Origin of the sequence: Cupriavidus sp. IDO, assembly GCF_000812465.1 — a bacterium.
Taxonomy (GTDB): domain Bacteria; phylum Pseudomonadota; class Gammaproteobacteria; order Burkholderiales; family Burkholderiaceae; genus Cupriavidus.
In genome coordinates this window covers 54,929-68,091 of record NZ_JWMA01000029.1, presented here as the reverse complement: position 1 = coordinate 68,091, position 13,163 = coordinate 54,929, and the positions used below count along the sequence as shown (strand labels likewise).

At 63.7% G+C, this 13,163-nt stretch carries 15 protein-coding genes; 2 read left to right on the top strand and 13 right to left on the bottom strand.

Features of this window, described 5'->3' with window-relative positions:
* Positions 1–21: 21 nt before the first annotated feature.
* The 12 genes from hscB to uvrB form a co-directional block, all read right to left on the bottom strand.
* On the bottom strand, positions 22–540 hold the full coding sequence (gene hscB, locus RM96_RS09810; RefSeq protein WP_039010185.1) for a Fe-S protein assembly co-chaperone HscB: 519 nt from the start codon (positions 538–540) through the stop codon (positions 22–24).
* A 64-nt stretch (positions 541–604) separates the two neighbouring features.
* Positions 605–826 carry a DUF3565 domain-containing protein gene (locus tag RM96_RS09805; RefSeq protein WP_039010184.1) on the bottom strand — a complete coding sequence of 74 codons (222 nt, stop codon included), beginning with the start codon at positions 824–826 and terminating at the stop codon, positions 605–607.
* A 21-nt stretch (positions 827–847) separates the two neighbouring features.
* Positions 848–1,168 (bottom strand): iron-sulfur cluster assembly protein IscA, encoded by a 321-nt coding sequence (gene iscA / locus RM96_RS09800; protein ID WP_039010183.1) that lies wholly within the window; start codon positions 1,166–1,168, stop codon positions 848–850.
* Between the two features lie 39 nt (positions 1,169–1,207).
* A complete protein-coding gene (iscU, locus tag RM96_RS09795; RefSeq protein ID WP_039010182.1) occupies positions 1,208–1,612 on the bottom strand; it encodes a Fe-S cluster assembly scaffold IscU in 405 nt (134 codons plus the stop codon).
* A gap of 64 nt (positions 1,613–1,676) precedes the next feature.
* Positions 1,677–2,900, bottom strand: a complete 1,224-nt coding sequence (locus RM96_RS09790; RefSeq protein ID WP_274520172.1) for an IscS subfamily cysteine desulfurase — start codon at positions 2,898–2,900, stop codon at positions 1,677–1,679.
* Between the two features lie 61 nt (positions 2,901–2,961).
* Positions 2,962–3,516: a Fe-S cluster assembly transcriptional regulator IscR gene (gene iscR, locus RM96_RS09785; RefSeq protein ID WP_039010179.1), complete on the bottom strand. Its 555-nt coding sequence runs from the start codon at positions 3,514–3,516 to the stop codon at positions 2,962–2,964.
* 81 nt (positions 3,517–3,597) lie between these two features.
* Complete coding sequence (locus RM96_RS09780; protein WP_039010177.1) at positions 3,598–5,691, bottom strand: site-specific recombinase; 2,094 nt, start codon at positions 5,689–5,691, stop codon at positions 3,598–3,600.
* Positions 5,692–5,724: 33 nt separating this feature from the next.
* Positions 5,725–6,216 (bottom strand): low molecular weight protein-tyrosine-phosphatase, encoded by a 492-nt coding sequence (locus RM96_RS09775; RefSeq protein WP_039010176.1) that lies wholly within the window; start codon positions 6,214–6,216, stop codon positions 5,725–5,727.
* A 180-nt stretch (positions 6,217–6,396) separates the two neighbouring features.
* Positions 6,397–6,639 (bottom strand): hypothetical protein, encoded by a 243-nt coding sequence (locus RM96_RS09770; protein ID WP_039010174.1) that lies wholly within the window; start codon positions 6,637–6,639, stop codon positions 6,397–6,399.
* Positions 6,640–6,677: 38 nt separating this feature from the next.
* Positions 6,678–6,899: a hypothetical protein gene (locus tag RM96_RS09765; protein WP_039010173.1), complete on the bottom strand. Its 222-nt coding sequence runs from the start codon at positions 6,897–6,899 to the stop codon at positions 6,678–6,680.
* Positions 6,900–6,954: 55 nt separating this feature from the next.
* Positions 6,955–7,254, bottom strand: coding sequence for a putative quinol monooxygenase (locus RM96_RS09760; RefSeq protein ID WP_039010171.1), 300 nt, complete (start codon positions 7,252–7,254; stop codon positions 6,955–6,957).
* A gap of 80 nt (positions 7,255–7,334) precedes the next feature.
* A complete protein-coding gene (uvrB, locus tag RM96_RS09755) occupies positions 7,335–9,425 on the bottom strand; it encodes an excinuclease ABC subunit UvrB (RefSeq protein ID WP_039010170.1) in 2,091 nt (696 codons plus the stop codon).
* Positions 9,426–9,591: 166 nt separating this feature from the next.
* Between uvrB and RM96_RS09750 the strand changes: the two genes are divergently transcribed.
* Entirely contained in the window at positions 9,592–10,788 is a 1,197-nt protein-coding gene (locus tag RM96_RS09750; RefSeq protein WP_039010169.1) for an amino acid aminotransferase, read from the top strand.
* A 256-nt stretch (positions 10,789–11,044) separates the two neighbouring features.
* Positions 11,045–12,286 carry a polyhydroxyalkanoate depolymerase gene (locus tag RM96_RS09745; RefSeq protein WP_039010168.1) on the top strand — a complete coding sequence of 414 codons (1,242 nt, stop codon included), beginning with the start codon at positions 11,045–11,047 and terminating at the stop codon, positions 12,284–12,286.
* Positions 12,287–12,363: 77 nt separating this feature from the next.
* On the opposite strand, the gene RM96_RS09740 is transcribed toward RM96_RS09745, so the two are convergent.
* Positions 12,364–12,999, bottom strand: a complete 636-nt coding sequence (locus tag RM96_RS09740; protein ID WP_039010167.1) for a TetR family transcriptional regulator — start codon at positions 12,997–12,999, stop codon at positions 12,364–12,366.
* Positions 13,000–13,163: the final 164 nt, after the last annotated feature.

Here is a 13,163-nt window from a genome sequence, read left to right as displayed (position 1 = left end):
GGCCGATCGCGCCTGATAGCTCTACCCTTCGAGCCGGTCGATGGCTTCGCTGGTGTCGTGTTCGATTTTCTCGATGAACATCAGCTGCCGTACTGCGCCGCCGGCGGCTTCGTTGTCGCCCGCATCCAGCAGCGCGCCCAATGCCTCGTGGCGTTCACGTTTTTCCTGGCGCAGGTCGCGCAGCAGGCTGTCAAGCCGGCCCACCGCGCGCTCTTCCACAGCCTCCTGCAGCGCTTCGCGCCACTCCATCTGCTGCATCAGGAACGCTGGGGCCATGGCCGTATTGTTCTCGGCCTGGACATCCACCCCGCGCAAGCCCAGCAGGTAGATGGCGCGCTTGAGCGGCTGTCGCAGGGTGCGATAGGCCTCGTTGGCGTGTGCCGCCCACTGCATCGCGACGCGGCGCTCCGCGTCCCCTGCGTTCGCAAAGCGGTCCGGATGCGCCTGCGACTGCACGGTCCGATACGCGGCATCCAGGGCCGCCTCGTCGACGCCGAACTGCACCGGCAGGCCGAACAGCGCAAAAAAATCGTCTTTCAACAGCTTCCCCAACAAAAAGGAGCGGCCGCGCCGCCCCTTCGTCCATCCAGCCTGCCCGTCACCGTCAGCCGCACACTTGCGCCCATTCGGCGGGCGGCTCGTGGCGATCGCACTTCAGGCAGTTCACCTTCGCGCCGAGTTTTGCGGCCCTGCCCTGCACCGTGACCGTCCATGGCCGCGACTGCCAGGGCGGGTCGTGCCGCATGTGCTGGCCGTGACCGCAATCGAGTTCAGCCACCCAGTGGCCTTCCTCGTCCCGATGGAACCCGACAATGCTGCGCTCCATCGCAACTCCGCGATGCAGCGCTCAGACCGTGAAGGACTCGCCGCAGCCGCACTCGTCCTTGACGTTCGGGTTGTTGAAGCGGAAACCCTCGTTCAGCCCTTCGCGCGCAAAGTCGAGTTCGGTGCCGTCGATGTACGGCAGGCTCTTCGCGTCGACAATCACCTTGATGCCATGCGACTCGAACACGCTGTCTTCGGGCAGCAGGTCATCGACATATTCCAGCTTGTAGGCCAGCCCGGAGCAGCCGGTGGTCTTGACCCCGAGGCGCAGGCCCAGGCCCTTGCCGCGACGTTCCAGGTAGCGGGCGACGTGCTTTGCCGCCTTCTCGGTCATCGTGATCATCGTTGCGTCTTCCCTTCTTTCAAATACTCAACAAGAAGCTCAGGCAGCCTTCTGATCGGCCGCAGCGGGGTGCTTCTTCTTGTAGTCTTCGACGGCCGCCTTGATGGCGTCCTCGGCAAGGATCGAGCAGTGGATCTTCACGGGCGGCAGCGCCAGTTCTTCGGCGATCTGCGTGTTCTTGATGTCCAGCGCCTGATCAACGGTCTTGCCCTTCACCCATTCGGTGACGAGCGAGGACGAGGCGATGGCCGAGCCGCAACCATAGGTCTTGAACTTGGCGTCTTCGATCACGCCTGCTTCGTTCACCTTGATCTGGAGCTTCATCACGTCGCCGCAAGCCGGCGCGCCGACCATGCCGGTGCCCACGGCGTCGTCATTCTTGTCGAACGAACCGACGTTGCGGGGGTTTTCATAGTGGTCGAGAACCTTCGTGCTGTATGACATTTTGGCTACCTCTAACGTATCTCGTATGGGGTCTTGCTGTTTTTTCTGACTGACGTGCCGACGCTCAGTGCGCGGCCCACTGGATCGAATTCAGGTCGACGCCGTCCTTGAACATTTCCCACAGCGGCGACAGATCGCGCAGCTTGCCGATCTTGCCCTTGAGCAGTTCAACGGTGTAGTCGATTTCTTCTTCGGTAGTGAAGCGGCCGACCGTGAAGCGGATCGAGCTGTGCGCCAATTCGTCGTTGCGGCCGAGGGCGCGCAGCACGTATGACGGCTCCAGCGATGCGGAGGTGCAGGCCGAGCCCGACGATACCGCCACGTCCTTGATCGCCATGATCAGCGACTCGCCTTCGACGAAGTTGAAGCTGACGTTCAGGTTGTGCGGCACGCGGCGTTCCATATCGCCGTTCAGGTACACCTCTTCCATGCCCGACAGGCCGCGCCACAGGCGGTCGCGCAGCATGCGGATGCGTTCGTTCTCGGTCGCCATTTCCTCGCGGGCGATGCGGAAGGCTTCGCCCATGCCGACGATCTGGTGCGTGGCTAGCGTGCCCGAGCGCATGCCGCGCTCATGGCCGCCGCCGTGCATCTGCGCTTCGATGCGCACGCGCGGCTTGCGGCGCACGTACAGCGCGCCGATACCCTTCGGGCCATAGGTCTTGTGGGCCGAGAACGACATCAGGTCGCACTTCAGCTTGTTCAGGTCGATCGCCACCTTGCCGGTCGCCTGCGCGGCGTCGCAGTGGAAGATGATGCCCTTGGCACGGCAGATCTCGCCGATCTGCTCCACGTCCTGGATCACGCCGATCTCGTTGTTGACCAGCATCACCGACACCAGGATGGTGTCCGGGCGGATCGCCGCCTTGAACACTTCCATGTCGATCAGGCCGTTTTCCTGCACGTCCAGGTAGGTCACCTCGAAGCCCTGGCGCTCCAGCTCACGCGTGGTGTCGAGCACGGCCTTGTGCTCGGTCTTCACGGTGATGATGTGCTTGCCCTTGCCCGAATAGAAGTTCGCGGCGCCCTTGATCGCCAGGTTGTTCGACTCGGTCGCGCCCGATGTCCACACGATTTCGCGCGGGTCGGCGCCGACCAGTGCGGCCACCTGCTCACGCGCTTCTTCCACCGCGCGCTCCGCTTCCCAGCCGTACGCGTGGCTGCGCGAGGCGGGGTTGCCGAACTGCTCGCGCAGGTACGGAATCATCTTGTCCGCCACGCGCGGGTCCACCGGCGTGGTGGCCGAGTAATCCATGTAGATGGGGAAATGTGGGGTGCTCATCGTTATGACTGCCTTTTAGGGACCGCTGATTACGCTGTTCTGTACTTTGCTGCCGTTGCCTGCCGCGTCAGGACTGCGCCAGGCTGAAAACTGAATTCACTACCCTCGCCCGGACCGGCTTTTCTTCCTTGTCGGCCTTGCCGCGCACGGCGGCGGCGACCTGCTGCGCGGCGTCTTCGCGCATGTCATGCAGCACCGCAGGCTGCCTGGCGCGCTGCTGGTCGACCAGGTTCTTGAGGGAGACGGAGTCGAGATACTCGACCATCTTCTGGTTCAGCGTGGCCCACAGTTCGTGGGTCATGCAGCGCCCGGAGCCGTCATCTCCGTTACAATTGCCCTTTCCACCGCACTGGGTAGCATCGAGCGGCTCGTCGACGGCGATGATGATGTCCGCCACCGTGACGTCCTCGGCCTTGCGCGCGAGGCTGTATCCGCCACCCGGGCCGCGCACGCTTTCGACGATCTCGTGCCGGCGCAGCTTGCCAAACAGCTGTTCCAGGTACGACAGCGAGATCTTCTGCCGCTGGCTGATGCCGGCGAGCGTGACAGGTCCCTGATCCTGGCGCATCGCCAGGTCGATCATTGCGGTCACCGCAAAGCGGCCTTTGGTGGTCAGTCTCATGATGCAGGGCTAATACTTGATCGTTTCCGTCAAGTATAAAGGTACCCGACTAATTCAGTCAACTACCCCTCCCGCAGCGCATCAAACCCGGCGGCCGCCCGCGGCCGGCTCTGCACCTGCCGCGCGAGGCGGCACGACCAGGGACAGCGGGTTCTTTAGGATGCGCCGCCGCACAGCCGCGCTCAGCTCGGCGCGGTCCACCCGCCTCAGGTTGCGTGATCGCAACGCCATATTGAAGGCCAGCGCGAAGCTCACCGCGACGTTCAGTACGCCCATCAGCGCAATACCGGCGACGGCGAGCCACAAGCTCTGCAGACGCAGTGCATCGAATCCGAGCACGCCGAGCGCAGTTCCCACCGATCCGGTCGAAAGCGTCACATGACGCACTTCCATATGCGGCCCGACAAAGCTCAGGATTTCCGGCCCCAGCCCCAGCAGGAAGCCCAGCGACACGTTGGCCACGATCCCGGACAGGTTGCGTTTCCAGAAATCCGCCAGCCGCGTGGCGCCGCGCGTGCCGAGCACGTAGCGCAGGCGGCGGTTGTAGGCCATCACGTCGTGTACGCGGTGCAGCGCAAACCAGTTGTCCGCCCAGCCGGCGATCAGGCTCGACAGCCACAGCAGCACGCCGGTGAAGATTGCATAGACCGGCGTTGGCCCGAGGATCGAGAACGACTCGATGGTGGCGATCGCCTTGGCCGGCGTGATCAGGTTGGCGCCGAACAGCTTGTGCGCCAGCCACTGGATCGCCAGTGCGACCGGGAATACCACCGCGAGATTGCCGAAAATCGCTGCCGCGTTGGAGCGGATCATGGCGATGGTGTCGTCGACGAAGATCTCCCGGCCCTCCGGCCGCCCCGCCCCGTCGAGCCGATGCGCCAGCGCTGGCCCGGTCATTGCCGGCTGCTTGGTGGCCAGCGTGAAGTGGGCGAAATGGATGGCCAGGAAGCTGCCCGCGTAGTTGAACGACGCGAGCAGGCCCTCGATGAATTTATCGAGATGCAGGCCGTAGATTATGAACTTCAGGTAGACCGTGGCCACCGTGATCAGGCCGCCGCCGGCTGCCGCGCGCATCAGCTCGCTGTACTCCTTGCGGTCCCGCGTGATGTAGTGCTCGCCGGTCTCGGCCGAGCGCTCTACCACCTTCCGCGCGAGCTGCGCGAAGGTGGTGCTCGCCAGATGCGAAACGCTGCGGCGTGCCTGCGTGGAGCGGATGAGTTCCGCAATCAGGTGCGAATGCATGCCGCGCCGGCCGGGCTCCACCCACGCCGCCAGCAGCAGCTCGATGCGCGCGAGGCGCACCTTCATCCGCTCGATCTGGAATACGACCTCAACCGAAACACCGTTTTCTTCGAGATCGTCATAGACATGCTGGACCGCGCCATGGCAGCCGTCCAGCAGCGCGCGGAAATAATTGAGCCGATGGCCAAAGGCCTCGTCACTGCGGCTCAGGCCTTCCTCGCACAAGGCCATGATGGCGCCGTCGAGGCGGAAGAACGGCGTGTCCTGCACGCGCTCCCTGAGCCGCGAGCGGATCGACTGGCTGAGACCGGTGGCACGCACCTGGCTCACCAGCACCTCGATGCTGGCTGCCAGCGTCCGGTCCAGCGCCGCCCAGTAGCCCGGGGCTTCGCTGCGCGCGTTGCCCTCGTCCGGCAGCGCGCCGGCCTGCAGCACTCGCGCCAGCCGGGACAACAAATCATCGTCCAGCGCTTCCACCCATTCGGCGTCGTTGTCGCCGACAAACAGCTGCGCGAACAGCGCCGCCATGTCGCTGCGGTTCGGCGGCGGCGGCAGGAAACGCGCCTGCAGCCGGTCGATCATTTCACCGACGAAGCCCGGATGCGACGCGACACCAGTGTCGCAGAGCAGCGCGGTGGGATCGTTCTCGCGCATGATGCTGCGCACGGTGCGGGCAAACTGCACCGCCCACTCCGGGTTGCGCTCCAGCACCTGCAGCAGGTAGCGCATGCGGACATGCTCCGGGTGGCTCCTGTTGCCATCTTCACTATCCGTGCCAGGCAGCCCGTCGCGCCGCACCCAGAAACCCAGTTCGATCAGCCAGCTGTTGCGTTCCGCCAGTGGCGCCTCCGGGTTGGCTGCCGTGAGGATCGCGTCAAGTTGAAGGCTGGCATTGCGCGATTCGCGCCATTTGCGAAACAGGGTTCGAAGCATGAAATCTCGTGGGGTGGATCGGGCGGGCAGCGCTCAGGCTGCGTTGGCGGACAGGCGCCGCCGGACCATGTCGACGATGCCATCGCAGGCATCTTCGACATAGTCGAGCACGCGCTCGAAGCCGTCGCCTTCGCCATAGTACGGATCAGGCACTTCATCCACCGTGTGACGCGTGGCGAAGCTCATCAGCAAGCGAAGCTTGTCATCGCCGGCATCGGGGCACAGGGCTGCGAGGCCTGCCAGGTTGTCGCGGTCCATCGCCAGCACCAGGTCAAAGCGCTCGAAGTCGGGCACGCCCACCTTGCGGGCGCGCAGGGCCGAAAGGTCGTAGCCCCGGCGCAAGGCGTGGCGCTGGGTACGCGGATCCGGGGCGCGCCCAAGGTGATATTCGTGGGTGCCGGCGGAATCGAGATCGACGAGATGGTCCAGCCCGGCGGCGACGAGCTTGGCGCGCAAGACGCCCTCGGCCGTCGGCGAACGGCAGATGTTTCCCATGCAGCACATCAGGATGGCGAATTTTTTCATGGCTTGCTGTCACAAACTTGAAGTGATGCCGGCTTCAGCGGCGAACGCACGGCGAACAGCAAGCAAAGGAGATCAAAGACGCACGTTCCCGGCCTGCCCTGCCGCTTGCGACGGAGGGCGCGATTGTATCGCCTGAACGGTCCTTACCGAGCGGTATGCCCCGAATGTGCTGCGACGCGCTTACGCCAGCTGCTTCGCCAGCCGCTCCCCGTGCGCAAACCCCGCCACCTCCGCGGCCTGCGCCGACTTGAAGTGATCGGTGATCAGGGATTTTTCGAGCAAGGTACCTGCGGCGCGGATATTGGTCTTGGGGCGACAGACGCGCACCGTGTACTCCCACTCGGTCTGCGAGCGCTGGCGGACCAGGACTTGCACCTCATGAGTCTCGTAGACCTTTTTTTTCCATTCGCCCAACTCGGTCATTGTTGTCTCCAGGGATGGCGGCGGGTTAGCGCCCTAGCCTAGTTGACCTCACCTGCGTCGATGGCCCGCATCGCAGCAGCTTCGGCCATGGCAACCGCTGCTTCCTCAGTGGGTGCATCGCCGGCGATCGCCTCGAAAGTCGGGCCGGAAGGCTCGCCAAAGGCATCAGCGATCCGCAATTGCGCCGCGAATCCGCCAGTGACCTGCGGGACCGCGCTGGCTACGACCGCATAGCCGCCATACTCGAACTGACGTTCCATCGTGCCCTCCTCCATCTGTGCCCGGTCCCTCGGGAGTAGCGTCGCCGGCCACTTGTCACGGCAGCTTTGCCGCCAGGATTTCCAGCTTCTGGATCGACGGCGGGCCGTTGAACAGGTCCGGCGCCTTTGCCATCAATGCCGCGGCAACCTTGCCGGCCAGGTGCGCGTCGCGCGATGCCTCGTCCGGGAACGCATCGAAAATGCCGAACGTCGAGGGGCCCAGCCGCAGTGCGAACCAGGCCGTGGTGCCGGCCTCCTGCTCCACCAGCGGCAAGCCGTCGAGCAGGAACTGCTCGGCCTCCTTCTCCTTGCCGGGCCGGGCTTCCAGCGGGACCCACAGCGCGAGCTTGACCATGGTGCATCTCCTGAATGGGTGCGACGCCTTCCACTATAGGCCTTCCGCCACGGCCGAAGCACCGCGTCGCGTCGCGTGCATCAGGCCGGCGGCAGCACCGCCCCGCCGTCTCCACTGGCCCCGAACACCTGCGCCTTGAGCTTGGCAAGCTGGTCGCGGACCTGGGCGGCCTGTTCGAACTCCAGGTTCTTAGCATGATCCAGCATAAGCTTTTCGAGCCGCTTGATCTCCTTCGAGACCTGCTTCTCGCTCATGTCCTCGTAACGCGCACGTTCCTGGGCGGCCAGCAACTCCGCCTTGACCTCGCCCGGGTTGTAGACGCCGTCGATGATGTCCTTGATGCGCTTGACCACGCCGCGCGGCGTGATGCCGTTGGCCTCGTTGAATGCAATCTGCTTGGCACGGCGGCGCTCGGTTTCGCCGATGGCCTTCTTCATCGACTCCGTCATGCGGTCGGCGTACAGGATGGCGGTGCCGTTGACGTTCCGCGCAGCGCGGCCGATGGTCTGGATCAGGGAGCGCTCGGCACGCAGGAAGCCTTCCTTGTCCGCGTCGAGAATGGCCACCAGCGAGACTTCCGGGATATCCAGCCCTTCGCGCAGCAGGTTGATACCGACCAGCACATCGAACGTGCCCAGACGCAGGTCGCGAATGATCTCGACACGTTCCACCGTATCGATATCCGAGTGCAGGTAGCGAACCTTGACGCCGTTTTCGGACAGGAACTCGGTCAGCTGCTCGGCCATGCGCTTGGTCAGCGTGGTCACCAGCACGCGCTCGCCCGCCCCGACTCGCAGATGGATCTCCGACAGCAGGTCATCCACCTGCGTGCCGGCCGGCCGCACGATAATGATCGGATCCACCAGCCCGGTCGGCCGCACCACCTGCTCGACGACCTGCCCTGCATGTTCCTTCTCGAACTGGGCCGGCGTGGCCGAGACGAACATCACCTGGCGCATCTTGCGTTCGAACTCGTCGAACTTCAGCGGCCGGTTGTCCAGCGCAGAAGGCAGACGGAAGCCGTACTCCACCAGCGTCGTCTTGCGCGCCTTGTCGCCGTTGTACATGCCGTTGAGCTGGCCGATCAGCACGTGCGATTCGTCGAGGAACATCAGCGCGTCCGGCGGCAGGTAGTCGACCAGCGTGGGCGGCGGATCGCCGGGACGGGCGCCGGACAGGTGCCGGGAGTAGTTCTCGATGCCTTTGCAGAAGCCGAGCTCCGACAGCATTTCCAGGTCGAAGCGCGTACGCTGCTCCAGCCGCTGCGCTTCCACCAGCCGGTTTTCCTTGTAAAAGAAATCCAGCCGCTCGCGCAGTTCGGTCTTGATGTTCTCGATCGCCCGCAGCACGGTCTCGCGCGGCGTCACATAGTGGCTGGACGGATAGACCGTGAAGCGCGGGATCTTCTGCCGCACGCGGCCGGTCAGCGGATCGAAGAACTGCAGCGATTCCACTTCGTCATCGAACATCTCCAGCCGCACCGCCATCTCGGCATGTTCCGCCGGGAAGATATCGATGGTGTCCCCGCGCACGCGGAAGGTGCCGCGCTGGAAATCGGTCTCGTTTCGGGTGTACTGCATCGCAATCAGGCGCGCGATCACGTCGCGCTGGCTGATCTTGTCGCCCGTGCGCAGAATCAAGATCATCTGGTGGTATTCGGTCGGGTTGCCGATACCGTAGATCGCCGAGACGGTCGCCACGATGATCGTGTCGCGCCGCTCCAGCAGGCTCTTCGTCGCCGACAGGCGCATCTGCTCGATGTGCTCGTTGATCGACGAGTCCTTTTCGATAAACAGGTCGCGCTGCGGCACATAGGCCTCAGGCTGGTAGTAGTCGTAGTAGCTGACGAAGTACTCGACGGCATTGCGCGGGAAGAACTCGCGAAATTCCGAATACAACTGCGCCGCCAGCGTCTTGTTCGGCGCAAAGACAATGGCCGGCCGCCCCATGCGCGCGATCACGTTGGCCATGGTGAAGGTCTTGCCGGAGCCGGTAACGCCCAGCAGGGTCTGGAACGACAGGCCGTCGTCCACGCCCTCCACCAATTGCCGGATGGCTTCCGGCTGGTCGCCGGCCGGCGGAAACGGCTGGTAGAGCTGGAACGGGGAACCGGCAAAAGTGACGAATTTGTCTTCGTCCAGGACCGGAGCGACTTCGGCAAGATTCGACATATGGGGGTAGGGGAAAAACCTCAGGAAACGGGGCGGATACGCTAGAATCTTGGGGTTGCGAGTCCCGCTTCAAGCCGAATCAAGCAGGATCTGCCGCATGCCCCAGCGCAGTCCGGAGCATTCTACGCCTTCCCGTTTTGTTACATAGCTGACCACGAGATCCCAAATGAGTTTGTTTTCTGCCGTCGAGATGGCCCCGCGTGACCCCATCCTGGGCCTGAATGAAGCCTTCAATGCCGATACCCGCGCCACCAAGGTCAATCTGGGCGTCGGCGTGTACTTCACCGACGAAGGGAAAATTCCCCTGCTGCGCGCCGTCCAGGAGGCAGAAAAGGCCCGTCTGACCACCGCCACGCCGCGTGGCTACCTGCCTATCGAAGGCATCGCCGCCTACGACCAGGCCGTGCAGGCGCTGCTGTTCGGCAAGGAATCGCCGCTGATCACCGAAGGCCGCGTTGTGACGGCCCAGGCACTGGGGGGCACCGGCGCCCTGAAGATCGGCGCCGACTTCCTCAAGCGCCTGTATCCGGATTCGAAGGTCGCCATCAGCGACCCAAGCTGGGAAAACCATCGCGCGCTGTTTGAAGCCGCTGGCTTCCCGGTCGTCAACTACGCCTACTACGACGCTGCCAGCCACGGCCTGAACTTCGCCGGCATGGTCGAATCGCTCAAGTCGTACCCGGCCAATACCATCGTGGTGCTGCACGCCTGCTGCCACAACCCGACCGGTGTCGACCTCTCGCCCGAGCAATGGAAGCAGGTTGTCGAACTGATCAAGGAACGCGACCTGATCCCGTTCCTCGACATGGCTTACCAGGGTTTTGCCGATGGCATCGATCCGGACGGCGCGGCCGTTCACCTGTTTGCCGAGTCGGGCCTGCCGTTCTTCGTCTCCAGCTCGTTCTCGAAGAGCTTCTCGCTGTATGGCGAGCGCGTCGGCGCGCTGTCGATCGTGACGACCGGCAAGGAAGAAGCCCAGCGCGTGATGTCGCAGGTCAAGCGCGTGATCCGCACCAACTACTCCAACCCGCCGACCCACGGCGGCACCGTGGTCGCGACCGTGCTGAACAGCCCGGAACTGCGCGCCATGTGGGAGGAGGAACTGGCCGAGATGCGCGACCGCATCAAGCTGATGCGCCACGCGCTGGTTGACAAGCTGGCCGCCAGGGGCGTGCCGGGCGACTTCTCGTTCGTGAAGGCGCAACGCGGCATGTTCTCGTACTCGGGCCTGACTTCGGCCCAGGTCGACCGCCTGCGCAACGAACACGGCATCTACGCCGTCAGCACCGGCCGCATCTGCGTGGCTGCGCTGAACAGCCGCAATATCGACGCTGTGGTCAACGCCATTGCCGCAGTAATGTAAGCAGCACTCGCTGAGGCGGTCCCGCTGCCGCGAAAGCGACTGCAACGATACAAAGTAACAAAACGGCGACTTCGGTCGCCGTTTTTACTTTTGTTTTCAGTGATTGTCATGCGGAATTCAGGCCTTTGGCCTATTGTCTTTTCCGTTTGCCAGCGTACCTTAGGGTATATGCTGCAACGCACGATCATTCGATAGCGTGCATAATCGGCTACGCGTTATACGCGTCAACAAGACGGAAATACCAGGCAAACCGGCAATGCTCTACCAACTGCATGAGTTCCAGCGCTCGTTCCTGCACCCACTGACCGCATGGGCACAGGCGACCGCCAAGACCTTCACCAACCCCCTCAGTCCGCTTTCGCTGGTTCCTGGCGCCCCCCGCCTCGCCGCCGGCTATGAACTGCTGTACCGGCTTGGCAAGGAATACGAAAAACCCACGTTCGACATCCGCTCGGTACGCTCCAACGGTCGCGACATCCCGATCGTCGAGCAGACCGTGATGGAAAAGCCGTTCTGCAAGCTGGTCCGGTTCAAGCGCTATGCCGACGATCCGGAAACCATCAAGCTGCTCAAGGACGAGCCGGTCGTGCTGGTCGCCGCGCCGCTGTCCGGGCACCACGCCACGCTGCTGCGCGACACCGTCCGCACGCTGCTGCAGGACCACAAGGTCTATGTGACCGACTGGGTCGACGCGCGCATGGTGCCGGCGGAAGACGGTGCCTTCCACCTGTCCGACTACATCTACTACATCCAGGAATTCATCCGCCATATCGGCGCCGAAAACCTGCACGTGATCTCGGTCTGCCAGCCCACCGTGCCCGTGCTGGCCGCGATCTCGCTGATGGCTTCCGCCGGCGAGAAGACGCCGCGCACGATGACCATGATGGGCGGCCCCATCGATGCCCGCAAGAGCCCGACCGCCGTCAACTCGCTCGCCACCAACAAGTCATACGAGTGGTTCGAGAACAACGTCATCTACACGGTGCCGGCCAACTATCCCGGCCACGGCCGCCGCGTCTACCCCGGCTTCCTGCAGCATGCGGGCTTCGTGGCAATGAACCCGGACCGCCACCTGTCGTCGCACTACGACTACTACCTGAGCCTGGTCGAAGGCGATGCCGATGATGCCGAGGCGCACGTGCGCTTCTACGACGAATACAACGCCGTCCTCGACATGGCAGCCGAGTACTACCTCGACACCATTCGCGAGGTGTTCCAGGAATTCCGCCTGGCAAACGGCACCTGGTCCATCGACGGCAATCCGGTGCGCCCGCAGGACATCAAGAGCACCGCGCTGCTGACCATCGAGGGCGAGCTCGACGATATCTCGGGCGCTGGCCAGACCTCTGCGGCGCATGACCTGTGCGAGGGTATCCCCAAGACCCGCAAGGAGCATCTGACTGCAACGAAGTGCGGACACTACGGGATTTTCTCCGGCCGCCGCTGGCGCGAGGACATCTACCCGCAGCTGCGGGAGTTCATCCGCAAGTATCGTTAAGCGCTCCGGCGTACGTACGACAAAAAAGCCCGCGGTCGAAATGACGCGGGCTTTTTCCTTGTACTGCGGCGGACCGGTCAGCGGCGCGCGAGGTAGGACAGCAGCATGTCCGTATGCAGGTCGGCAAAGCGCTCGTGCTCGTCTTCCGACGCCACGTCACGGCCGATCACGGCGCTGATGGTGTACCGGTTCGACAGCACGTAGTAGCCCAGCGCGGAGATCGTCAGGTAGAACTGCGGGACGTCGACATTGTCCCGGAACATGCCCTGCTGCTGCCCGCGCCGAATCACATCCGCCAGCACGTTGACCACCGGATTGATCAGCTGGTGCAAGTGGGCCGACTTCTTCAGGTGACGGGCCTCGTGCAGGTTTTCGCTGTTGACCAGGCGAATGAACTCGGGATGCTGGTAGTACCAGTCCCAGACGAAGCGCGCCAGCGTGCGCACGCCGGCCACGGGATCTTCGTCGACGATGTGCAGTTGCTCCTCGGCGGCGCGGAATTCGGCGTACTGCTTTTCGAGCACGGCCAGGAACAGGCCTTCCTTGCTGCCGTAGTAGTAGTACAGCATGCGCTCGTTGGTCTCGGCCCGGCGCGCGATCTGGTCGACACGGGCGCCGGCCAGCCCCCCTTTGGCAAATTCCTCGGTCGCTGCGGCCAGGATACGTCGGCGCGTACCTTCAGGGTCCCGCTTGGTTTTGGTCTCGTTTGACATGGTGCCCGATCATCGGTTGCGCGGATTATGGCACAGCCAACCCGGCTGCCGGTCGGTCGTGCCAGGCCTGCTGCCGGCAAAACGTGCGCGCGCGTACGTTCCACCCGGAAACAAGCCCGCCGCATGATCGCCGTTTCTGTCAGGCAGCGAAATCGGGGATAATC

Bases quoted from the DNA above. Each gene is read 5' to 3' on its own strand.
- RM96_RS09805 (WP_039010184.1), bottom strand. From the start codon at position 826: ATGGAGCGCAGCATTGTCGGGTTCCATCGGGACGAGGAAGGCCACTGG.
- iscA (WP_039010183.1), bottom strand. From the start codon at position 1,168: ATGATCACGATGACCGAGAAGGCGGCAAAGCACGTCGCCCGCTACCTG.
- iscU (WP_039010182.1), bottom strand. From the start codon at position 1,612: ATGTCATACAGCACGAAGGTTCTCGACCACTATGAAAACCCCCGCAAC.
- iscR (WP_039010179.1), bottom strand. From the start codon at position 3,516: ATGAGACTGACCACCAAAGGCCGCTTTGCGGTGACCGCAATGATCGAC.
- RM96_RS09780 (WP_039010177.1), bottom strand. From the start codon at position 5,691: ATGCTTCGAACCCTGTTTCGCAAATGGCGCGAATCGCGCAATGCCAGC.
- RM96_RS09775 (WP_039010176.1), bottom strand. From the start codon at position 6,216: ATGAAAAAATTCGCCATCCTGATGTGCTGCATGGGAAACATCTGCCGT.
- RM96_RS09770 (WP_039010174.1), bottom strand. From the start codon at position 6,639: ATGACCGAGTTGGGCGAATGGAAAAAAAAGGTCTACGAGACTCATGAG.
- RM96_RS09765 (WP_039010173.1), bottom strand. From the start codon at position 6,899: ATGGAACGTCAGTTCGAGTATGGCGGCTATGCGGTCGTAGCCAGCGCG.
- RM96_RS09760 (WP_039010171.1), bottom strand. From the start codon at position 7,254: ATGGTCAAGCTCGCGCTGTGGGTCCCGCTGGAAGCCCGGCCCGGCAAG.
- uvrB (WP_039010170.1), bottom strand. From the start codon at position 9,425: ATGTCGAATCTTGCCGAAGTCGCTCCGGTCCTGGACGAAGACAAATTC.
- RM96_RS09750 (WP_039010169.1), top strand. From the start codon at position 9,592: ATGAGTTTGTTTTCTGCCGTCGAGATGGCCCCGCGTGACCCCATCCTG.
- RM96_RS09745 (WP_039010168.1), top strand. From the start codon at position 11,045: ATGCTCTACCAACTGCATGAGTTCCAGCGCTCGTTCCTGCACCCACTG.
- RM96_RS09740 (WP_039010167.1), bottom strand. From the start codon at position 12,999: ATGTCAAACGAGACCAAAACCAAGCGGGACCCTGAAGGTACGCGCCGA.